Origin of the sequence: Guyparkeria sp. (genome assembly GCF_046540515.1) — a bacterium.
Lineage (GTDB): Bacteria > Pseudomonadota > Gammaproteobacteria > Halothiobacillales > Halothiobacillaceae > Guyparkeria.
This window is the reverse complement of record NZ_JBKHFB010000076.1, coordinates 1-8312: the sequence shown is the minus strand read 5'-3', so window position 1 is coordinate 8312 and position 8312 is coordinate 1. Positions and strand designations below refer to the sequence as shown.

Sequence of the window (8312 nt, the reverse complement as noted above, 5' to 3'; positions counted from 1 at the left end):
GGCGAAACAGGGTCACGGGGCCGAAGGGGCTCTCCTGCGACCAGTCGAGCGCATGGGTCCGGGTGAGTTCGAGGACCGCCACCGTGGTCACCGCCACGCCCATCCGTCCCTCCTCGGGGCGAAAGATCTCGGCGAGATCGCAGCTCGCCCGATCGGCCAGGGCATCGAGGATATCGGTCATCCGCTGGCGAATGGAGAGGCCCTCGGCACGCACGTGGTGCGCCCGGCGCACGCTGCCCTCGCGCAGCAGCCCCTGCATCGCCGCGACCAGCCCGGCGAGGTCCGCCGGCACCGCCGGGGCGGGCAGGCGCTCCGGCGGCTCGATCGACAGATCGAACCAGTCGCGGCCGCGCCGGGGCTGCTCGTCGAGGAGACCGGCGGCGCGAGTGGTGCGCTCGTACTCGAGCAGGCGTTCGACCAGCTCGGCGCGCGGGTCGAGCGGCTCTTCGTCATCGTCATCGCGCGGCTCGGGCGGCAGGAGCATGCGCGACTTGATCTCGGCGAGCCACGCGGCCATCAGCAGGTACTCGGCCGCCAGTTCGATCGCCATCGACTTCATCAGGGCCAGGTACTCGAGGTACTGCTCGGTGACCCGCGCGACCGGGATCTCTAGGATGTCGATGTTGTGCTTGCGGATCAGGTAGAGCAGGAGATCGAGTGGCCCCTCGAACTGCTCCAGCCAGATCGCGAGCGCGTCCGCGGGGATGTAGAGATCCAGCGGGAGCTGCTCCATGGGCTGGCCGGAAACACGCGGGGTGGCATCCACCCAGCGGCGTGAATCCGTCACCTGGTCGTGTGCCCCGGAAGTCATGGTTCAGAAGACATGGATCAAGGCGTTGAACCAGGCGAGCAGCGTGCCCATGATCGGCAGCAGGATGGCCGAGAGCACGCCGCTGACCAGCAGCACCACCACGATGGGCAGTCCCCACGCCTCGAAACGCGACAGCCAGTCGCCCCAGCTCGCCGGCAGCACCGCCACCAGCATCCGCCCGCCGTCGAGCGGCAGGATCGGCAGCAGGTTGAACACGGCCAGTATCAGGTTGATGAAAATGCCCACCTGCCCCATCAGGGCCAGCGGTTCGGCCAACGCCATGCCGCCGTCGAGGCCCTTGAGCGCCAGCACGGTGACCAGCGCCCAGCCCAGCGCCATCAGGACGTTCACGCCGGGCCCGGCGGCCGCCACCAGGAACATGCCGCGGCGCGGATCGCGCAGTCGGGCGGCATTGATGGGTACCGGCTTGGCCCAGCCGAACACGAACGGGGTGAACAGGTACATCAGCAGCGGCACGAGGATCGTGCCCAGCCAGTCGATATGGGGAATCGGATTGAGCGTCAGTCGCCCCGCCCGCTTGGCGGTCGGGTCGCCCAGGGCGTTGGCCACATAACCGTGGGCGGCCTCGTGGACGGTCACCGCCAGCAGGATCGGCAGGATACCGATCGCGATCTTCTGCAGGAACGAGAGCTCGAGCACGTCGGCTCAGTCCGCCAGCTCGGCAGGAACGCCTCCCAGCCCTTCGCGCTGGACGTCGAAGTCGTCACCGGTCAGGTCGAGCACCGTGCCCGGGATCTGTTCGAGAAACCCGGCGCCGGCGACCAGGTCGACCTGGTTGGTCACCGCGGTCGGGAACAGTTCCGGATCGTCGAGCGGCTCGCCAATATCGGGAATCACCAGCGAGGCGCTCAGGATCGGCGCGTCCAGGGCCTCGAGGATGGCGCGCAACACGGGCTGCGCGGGGACCCGAAGGCCAATGGAGCGCTTCTTCTCGTGCTGCAGTCGCCGTGGCACCTCGCGCGTGGCCGGCAGGATGAAGGTGTATGGGCCCGGGATATGGGTCTTGAGAAACCGAAACTGGACATTATCCACCTTCGCGTAGACGCCCAATTCGGATAGATCGCGCACCGACAGGGTCATATGATGGGCGCCGTCGTCGCGGCGGATGCGCCCGATCCGCTCGATCGCGTTCTTGTCCTCGAGTCGGCAAGCGAGCGCATAACCCGAGTCGGTCGGCACGACCACGACCTGACCCTTTGCGATGGCCTCGGCCGCCTGCTTGGCGAGTCGGGGCTGGGGTGTCTCTGGATGGATATCGAGCATTCTGGTCATGAAGGGACCCTCTGGCGTCGGATGACTACCGTGGTGACTGCGTTGGCGACTCCCGGGCGACGGCCCGGGGACAGGTCGAGGGAAGCGGCGGGCCGGCGATCGGCTGGCTCCCCGCTAGCTCAGGCCCATGTTAGTGTACTGCAAGCAACCGCGGGCCCACCCGCCGGTCCGGATTCAAGCGCACCGTGCCCGGTGCCCATTACCGTTTCACGAGACACGATGAAATTCCTGTTCGACTTCTTCCCCATCCTGCTGTTTTTCGGGGCGTACCACCTCGAGGGCATCTACGTGGCCACCGCCGTGGCCATGGTCGCCTCGGTCATCCAGATCGCGGCCGGATGGCTGATGTGGCGCAAGGTCGAGCGGATGCACTGGGTCTCGGCCGGCCTGATCGTCGTCTTCGGCGGCATGACGCTGATCCTGCACAACCCTCTGTTCATCATGTGGAAGCCGACCATCCTCAACTGGCTGTTCGCACTGGTCTTTCTCGGCAGTGCGTTCATCGGCAAGAAACCGCTGGTCCAGCGCATGATGGAGCACATCATCCAGGTACCGCGGGCGATCTGGCACCGCGTCAACTGGGCCTGGGTCGGCTTCTTCGTGCTCTCGGGGGTTGCCAACATCCTGGTCGCCTACCAGTTTTCCGAGGAGTTCTGGGTCAACTTCAAGCTGTTCGGCCTGATGGGCATGACCTTCGTGTTCATGATCCTGCAGGGGCTTTACCTCGGCATCTACGCCGAGCGGCCCGCCGAAGTCGAGGCGGAAAACGGCACGCGCGACGTCGACGAGCGCCCCTGATTCCTGCTGAACTCTTTCCTCGCGGCAATGGAGGACGCACCGCCAATGCAATGGTTTATGATCGTGGCCAATGACGTGGCCGACAGCGCCCCGCTGCGGGCCAGGCACCGCGACGCCCATCGGGCGCGCATCGAGTCGATGACCCGCGAGGGCCGCATCCTCACCGCCGGACCGCTACCCATCGATCCGGGCGACCCGGAACGGGGGCTGTCGGGCAGCCTTGTCATCGCTGCCTTCGAGGACATCGAGGCCGCGCGCACCTGGGCCGAGGCCGACCCGTTTCGCACGGGTGGCGTGTACGACTCGGTCGACGTGCGTCCGTACAAGCCGATCTTCGGCGCTACCGGATAGCGCCCAGCCAGACGAACAACGAACACCACAGCAAAAAGCCAAAGGAACCCCGTCATGGACAGCAACCCGACCACCGACCGAATTCCCTACCGCCGCCACCGCCTGGCGATCGCACTGGGCGCGGGGCTGTTGCTCAGCGCCGGCGCGATGACCGGCTGCAGCGACGACCGCCCGTCCTCCGCCGAGAAGACCCCCTTGGGCCAACAGCAGGGCGGCGCGGACGGCTCGTTCGAGACGATCGAGGACGGCAAGGTGATCGCCCGCATCAACGACTCGCCCCTCTACCAGGAGAATCTCGAGGTGGTGAAAGAGAACCTCGGCGCCGAGGTGCCCGAGGACCGCCTGGTCAGCCGCATGGTCGAACTGCGCCTGCTCGCCAACCGGGCCCGCGAGGAGGGTCTGGACCGCGACCCGCGCACCCAGGCACGCATCCAGAACGCCATCGACAATCAGCTCGCCAATGCCTACCTCGTCGACTACATGTCCGAGATGGAGGTGAGCGAGGCCGACGTCGAGGCGGCCTACGAGAAGGAAATGGACGCGTTGGGCGAGGAAACCCAGTACCGCGCCATGCACATCCTGGTCGACGACGAACAGACCGCGCGCGACCTGATCGCCGAGCTCGACGACGGGGCTGACTTCGGTGAACTGGCCAAGGAGCACTCCAAGGACACCGGCTCGGGCGAGGAAGGCGGCGATCTCGGCTGGTTCTCACTCGACCAGATGGTCGAACCCTTCGCCGAGGCCGTTGGCAGCCTGGAACCGGGTGACCGTGCCGAAGAGCCGGTCGAGAGCCGCTTTGGCTGGCACATCGTCCAGCTCGAGGACACGCGGCCCATGCCCAAGCCGACGCTCGAGCAGATGCGTCCGGAACTGGAGGACAGTGCGCGTCGGGACGCCATCAACGACATGATCGCGGAGTTGCGCGATTCGGCGAATGTCGAGATCCTCAGCAGCGACGTGCGTTCGATGGTCGAGCGCGATGGCAATGGCAGCCACGAATCGAATGACAAGGCAGAGGCAATTGGGGGTGATGCCACGGGCGACAGCGGTAACGTGGGTTCGGACGACACCGAGAACGAAACCTCGAACGAAACCGACGAGAAGACGGACATGGACGGCCTGCCGGCCGAACCACTCAAGGCCATGCCCTGATCCGGGCCTACGCCCATCCGTCACACGGCAACAGGAAAGACCATGACGAAACAAGTCGTAACCGGTGAGGAACTCAAGCAGACTGCACTGGGCAAGGAGTTGGGCGACGAGCAGTGCCGCCTGCTCGCCAGCGTGTGCACGCGCCGCGCGGTGGCCAACGGCGAGATCCTGTTCGAGGAGGGCCACAGCAGCGATACGCTGTTCATCGTCGTCCGGGGGCGGTTTGCCGTCAGCCGCGATACCGGCCGCGGGTTCTCCGACACCCTGCACCTGCTCGAGGCCGGGCAGTTGGCCGGCGAGTCGGGCTTCCTCGACGGCACGCCACACAGCGCGACCCTGCGCGCCGTCGGCGATGCGGACGTGGTCATGCTCGACCGGGCTCACCTCGAGGCGCTACTGATCGACCATCCCATCCTCGTCTACAAGGTCATGCGCGCGATCGTCTACAGCGTGCGCGAGATCATCCGCCGCATGAACCGCCAGCACAGCGAGCTGTTGAGCTACATCAACCCGGGTATCGGCCGGTTCTGACCCGACCCGACCAGACGCGCCGGTACGGAAAGGGCCGTGATCACTGATCACGGCCCTTTTTTCTTGCAGGAAGGGAAAGCGGAGTGCGAGCGGCCTCAGGGGCCACCCAGCGATTGGCGTAACGCCTCGTCCCAGCGCACCGCGTCGAGGTAACAGTTGGGCGCCACCTCGTTGAGCGAGGACACCGCCGTCTCGCCGTCTCCCTCGAGCCACTGGCCTTTTTCGTAGAAGCGCACGTACTCCAGCAACTCGCCGAGACTGCCATGCCCCTCGAGCAGGGCCCTGGCGATGTCGTCTGTCAGCGGCAGCTCTTCGATCAACTGGGCAAGCGGCTGGTTATAGAAGGCATCGAGGTTGGAAAACAGCCCGACCAGGAAGGCCGTCGGCGGGTTGGCAAGCCGGCTCTGTGCGGCGAGCAACTCGGCGAACCGCGCACGTATCATGGTGTTGTGGATCAGCGCCGGCGGCTTGCCGTCCACGCCGGTCAGCGCCGAGAGATAGACCAGGCTGCGCACGGCCTTGAGACCTAGCAGGCGCACCGCCTCCTCGACCGAGTCTACCTTCCTCCGTAGACCGATGGCAGCCGAGTTCACCAGACGCAGCAGGCGATAGCTCAAGGCCAGGTCGGTGTTGATCCGCTCGATGATCTCGGAAAGCGCAACCTCGTCGTCCTGCAACAGGATCAGCAGCCCCATCAGGTTGGCCTTGGAGGCCCGTACAGTCGGGCGCACCACCATCTCCGGTCGCGACACGAAGTGCCCCTGGAAATAGTCGACGCCGGCATCACGGAGCCGGTCGTAGACGTCCCACTCCTCGACCTTCTCGGCAATCACCTTCACGCCCACCCGGCGGGCAGCCGGCACTGCGGCCGCAACCACCTCCACCCCTTCAGCCAGCACGTCGAACTTGACGTAGTGGCATTCGGCAACGCACGGCTTGTCGATCGAGACAGTGGGAAAGTCGTCGAGCGCCAGGCGGTAGCCGGTCTTTTTCAGGCGCCGTAGCGCCTCGGCCGTGCGTTCGTCACAATCGACCGTCTCGAGGATTTCCAGCACCACCGACCGCGCCACGAGCCCTTCCAGCACGTCGCTGTGCAGGAGCTTGCCGGGCACATTGATGAATGCCAGCTTGCCGCCGACGAGATGATCGAGACCGATCTCGCTCAGGGCATTGAGCACGATGGAGGCGGTAGCCTGGTTGGAATTGCCGATCCGGGCCACCTGGTCGGCGTCGGCGGCACGGTAGAGCAGCTCGTAGCCGACGGTATTGAGGTCGGCATCCACGATCGGCTGGCGGGCAAGCCGCACCGACTGGACGATCCTTTGGGCTGCCTCGTCCTCGGGGGTATCGTGATCGGCCTGTGCCATGGCGTGATATTCCGGGTTCCTGGGCCAATGAGGGCAATCCGGGCAGACGACCAAGGCCAGGCCACCCGGAACATCCATCTTACCCGCAGGACCTCTAGGCGGAGAAGCGCATCGACAGGCGCAGGCGTCCCTGCCGGTCGATCTCGAGGAGCTTGACGTCCACCTCGTCACCCTCGTTCACCACGTCGGTGACCTTGTCGACCCGGCTGTCGGCCATCTCGGAGATATGCAGCAGGCCGTCCTTGCCAGGCGCGATGTTGACGAAGGCGCCAAAGTCCTTGATGCCGACGACCTTGCCGTGGTAGATCTTGCCCACCTCGAGTTCGGCGGTCAGCTCCTCGATGCGCCGGCGCGCCTCCTCGGCCGCCTCGCCGCTCGGTGCGGCAATGGTTACCGTACCGTCCTCGCCGATGTCGATCTGGCACTCGGTCTCGCGGGTCAGGGCCTGGATGGTCGAGCCGCCCTTGCCGATCAGGTCGCCCTTGCGCTCCGGGTTGATGCGCATGGTGATGAACCGAGGCGCGTGCGCCGAGAGATCCGTGCGCGCCTCGGCCAGCGCCTCGTTCATGCAGCCGAGGATGTGTGTCCGGCCGGCACGGGCCTCGCGCAGGGCCTCTTCCATGATCTCCCGGTCGATGCCCTCGATCTTGATGTCCATCTGCAGGGCGTTCACGCCATCTGCCGTGCCGGCGACCTTGAAGTCCATGTCGCCGAGGTGATCCTCGTCACCGAGGATGTCGGTCAGTACCACGAACTCGTCGCCTTCCTTGATCAGGCCCATGGCGATGCCCGCCACCGGGGACTTCATCGGCACCCCGGCGTCCATCATGGCCAGCGAGGCACCGCAGACGGAGGCCATCGACGACGAGCCGTTGGATTCGGTGATCTCGGAGACCACGCGGATCGTGTAGGGGAACTCCTCGGCCGCCGGCAGGGCCGCCATCACCCCGCGACGGGCGAGGTTGCCGTGGCCGATCTCGCGACGCTTGGGCGCCCCGAAACGGCCGGTCTCGCCCACGCAGAACGGCGGGAAGTTGTAGTGGAACAGGAACGGCTCCTTGCGTTCCCCGCCAACCGCGTCGATCAGCTGGGCGTCGCGGGCGGTCCCCAGCGTGGTGACCACCATCGCCTGGGTCTCGCCGCGGGTGAACAGGGCCGAACCGTGGGCACGCGGCAGGAAGCCGGTGCGGATGCTGATCGGGCGCACCGTGCGCGTGTCCCGCCCGTCGATGCGCGGCTTGCCGGCCAGAATGCTGCCGCGCACCACCTCGGACTCGATGCCCTTGACCAGCCCGTCAACGGTCTTCTCGGTGACCGGCGGCTCGCCGGCCTCGTCGACGAAGCGCTCGCGGATCGCGGCCCGCAGCTGCCCGAGACGGTTGCCACGCTCGGCCTTGTCGGCGATCTGGTAGGCGACCTCGATCTCGGCGCGGAAGGCCGATTCGATCTCGCCGGCCAGCGCCGAGCTGTCGATCGGCGGGGTCCATTCGATCGGCGGGCGCGCCGCCTCGCCGGCCAGGGCATTGATCGCCTCGATGGCCGCCTGCATCTGCTCATGGCCGAACATGACCGCATCGAGCATCACGTCTTCCGGCAGCTGGTCGGCCTCGGATTCGACCATCAGAACGGCCTTGTCGGTACCGGCGACCACCAGGTCCAGGCGTGACTCGGTCAGCTGCACCGGGCTCGGGTTGAGGATGAACTCCCCATTGATATGGCCGACCCGCGCGGCACCGATCGGCCCCGCGAACGGCGCCCCCGAGAGCGACAGCGCCGCCGAGGCGCCAATCAGCGCCGGGATCTCGGAGTCGACCTCCGGGTCGAGCGAAAGCACCTGGGCGATGACCTGCGTCTCGTGAGTGAACCCCTTGGGAAACAGCGGGCGCACCGGCCGGTCGATCAGCCGTGCGACCAGGGTCTCGCCCTCGGTCGAGCGCCCCTCGCGGCGGAAGAAGCTGCCCGGCACCCGCCCGGCGGCATAGAACTTTTCCTGGTACTCGATCGTC

General features: G+C 66.5%; 9 protein-coding genes. 4 read left to right on the top strand and 5 right to left on the bottom strand.

The window, feature by feature from the left end; all coding sequences use genetic code 11:
* The 3 genes from ACLFRM_RS08320 to ACLFRM_RS08310 all read right to left on the bottom strand — a co-directional run.
* Positions 1-787: segregation and condensation protein A (locus ACLFRM_RS08320; RefSeq protein ID WP_410755274.1), on the bottom strand; the 787-nt coding region annotated here is incomplete at its 3' end.
* A gap of 27 nt (positions 788-814) precedes the next feature.
* Positions 815-1471, bottom strand: coding sequence for a site-2 protease family protein (locus ACLFRM_RS08315; protein WP_410755273.1), 657 nt, complete (start codon positions 1469-1471; stop codon positions 815-817).
* Positions 1472-1477: 6 nt separating this feature from the next.
* The gene (locus ACLFRM_RS08310; RefSeq protein WP_410755275.1) at positions 1478-2095 is read right to left on the bottom strand and encodes an L-threonylcarbamoyladenylate synthase; all 618 of its coding nucleotides are present in this window, start codon (positions 2093-2095) and stop codon (positions 1478-1480) included.
* Positions 2096-2323: 228 nt separating this feature from the next.
* Between ACLFRM_RS08310 and ACLFRM_RS08305 the strand changes: the two genes are divergently transcribed.
* From ACLFRM_RS08305 to ACLFRM_RS08290, 4 genes are read left to right on the top strand one after another with little or no spacing between them, the layout of a single operon-like run.
* Positions 2324-2902, top strand: a complete 579-nt coding sequence (locus ACLFRM_RS08305) for a septation protein A (RefSeq protein WP_410755272.1) — start codon at positions 2324-2326, stop codon at positions 2900-2902.
* A 45-nt stretch (positions 2903-2947) separates the two neighbouring features.
* Entirely contained in the window at positions 2948-3253 is a 306-nt protein-coding gene (locus ACLFRM_RS08300) for a YciI family protein (RefSeq protein ID WP_410755271.1), read from the top strand.
* Between the two features lie 54 nt (positions 3254-3307).
* Positions 3308-4408 carry a peptidylprolyl isomerase gene (locus tag ACLFRM_RS08295; RefSeq protein WP_410755270.1) on the top strand — a complete coding sequence of 367 codons (1101 nt, stop codon included), beginning with the start codon at positions 3308-3310 and terminating at the stop codon, positions 4406-4408.
* Between the two features lie 42 nt (positions 4409-4450).
* Positions 4451-4939 carry a Crp/Fnr family transcriptional regulator gene (locus tag ACLFRM_RS08290; RefSeq protein ID WP_410755269.1) on the top strand — a complete coding sequence of 163 codons (489 nt, stop codon included), beginning with the start codon at positions 4451-4453 and terminating at the stop codon, positions 4937-4939.
* A gap of 95 nt (positions 4940-5034) precedes the next feature.
* On the opposite strand, the gene ACLFRM_RS08285 is transcribed toward ACLFRM_RS08290, so the two are convergent.
* Both ACLFRM_RS08285 and pnp read right to left on the bottom strand, forming a co-directional pair.
* Positions 5035-6306 (bottom strand): EAL and HDOD domain-containing protein, encoded by a 1272-nt coding sequence (locus ACLFRM_RS08285; protein WP_410755268.1) that lies wholly within the window; start codon positions 6304-6306, stop codon positions 5035-5037.
* A gap of 94 nt (positions 6307-6400) precedes the next feature.
* Positions 6401-8312, bottom strand: a 1912-nt coding sequence (gene pnp / locus ACLFRM_RS08280; protein WP_410755267.1) for a polyribonucleotide nucleotidyltransferase, incomplete at its 5' end; no start/stop codon positions are given.